The sequence below is a fragment of the Flavobacterium sp. ZB4P23 genome (assembly GCF_003970375.1).
Lineage (GTDB): Bacteria > Bacteroidota > Bacteroidia > Flavobacteriales > Flavobacteriaceae > Flavobacterium.
In genome coordinates, this window is sequence record NZ_RYDK01000014.1 from 1 (window position 1) to 1,429 (window position 1,429).

1 pseudogene is annotated in these 1,429 nt (G+C 28.3%); it reads right to left on the bottom strand.

Annotated features, from left to right (window positions below):
• Positions 1-34 precede the first annotated feature (34 nt).
• Positions 35-1,386: pseudogene (locus EKL99_RS14920) on the bottom strand (IS3 family transposase).
• Positions 1,387-1,429 lie beyond the last annotated feature (43 nt).

Here is a 1,429-nt window from a genome sequence, read left to right on the forward strand (position 1 = left end):
TAGACTGCACCCAAAAGTTTAGACAAATTTATAATTAATTTTGATAATAATGAGCTCGATATTTTATCGGGCTCATTTTGTTTAAATTTGATTTAATTCTTTCGTTGTTATAATAAATTATGTACTTATTGATTTCTTGTTTTAATTGTTTTATAGATTTGAATTTTTGAGTATAAAACATTTCAGATTTTAATATTCCAAAGAAGTTTTCGATAATAGCATTGTCTAAACAATTTCCTTTTCTTGACATACTTTGTATAATACCTTTTTCTTTTAATAAATTTTGATAATGACTCATTTGGTATTGCCAGCCTTGGTCAGAATGAAGCATTAAATTTGTGTTATTTGGTATTTTCTTAAATGCTTTTTTTAGCATCATTACTACTTGATTAAACACTGGGCGTTCTGTTAGTTCGTAACTTATTATTTCTTGATTAAACAAGTCAATTATAGGTGATAAATACAATTTATTTCCGGATACATTAAATTCAGTTATATCGGTAGCCCATTTTTGATTTGGAGCTGTTGCTTTAAAATTTCTTTCCAATATATTTGGGGCGATTTTACCATTTTCACCTCTGTAAGACTTATATTTTTTCACTCTAATAATGCTTTTTAAGCCCAGTAATTTCATTAATCTAAGTACTGTTTTATGATTGATAATCAGTGCTCTATTTTGGAGTTCATCGGTTATTCTTCTGTAACCATAACGGCCTTTATGTTTTTGATAAATGGCTTTAATTAACTCTTTAATTTCTTTGTATTTATCAGGTAATTTATTCTGCTTTTGATGATAATAAAAACTACTACGTGCCATTTTTGTTAGATCTAAAAGTAATTCTAAATCAAATTTATGCCTTAACTCCATTATGGCTTGGGATTTCTCCTGGCTTGAATTAAGGCTTGTAACTTTTTTAGCAATTCATTCTCACAACGAAGTCTTTCGTTCTCTTTTAAGAGTTCTTCCTCTCTTGTTAAAGGTTTGTCTGATTTATGTTTTTTACGCTTATAATCACTCATAGATATCGCTCTGCCTTTAGGTTTTGGTTGTAATCCTTCAATACCAAAGTTAGCAAAATCTTTTTTCCATTTTGAAACAATAGCAATATTGGGAATATTAAATCTTATTCCTGTTTCCATCAATGAAAGAGATTCCCTTTCTACGATTTTAAGTACTTTTAACTTAAATTCGGCTGAATAACTTTGATTTATTCTTGGTAATAAACTAATTTCACCATAAGTCTTATAAAAACTGACCCACTTACGGATATTCCATCTTGGAATCTGCTTCAATTTTGAAACATATCCTTCTGAATAATGTTTCTTTAAAACCAATTCTACACATTCTAATTTAAATGCATAATCATATTTTACTTTTTTTTCCATAAAAAATGCCCCAAATAGTGTCTAACTTTTTGGGGCATGTCCA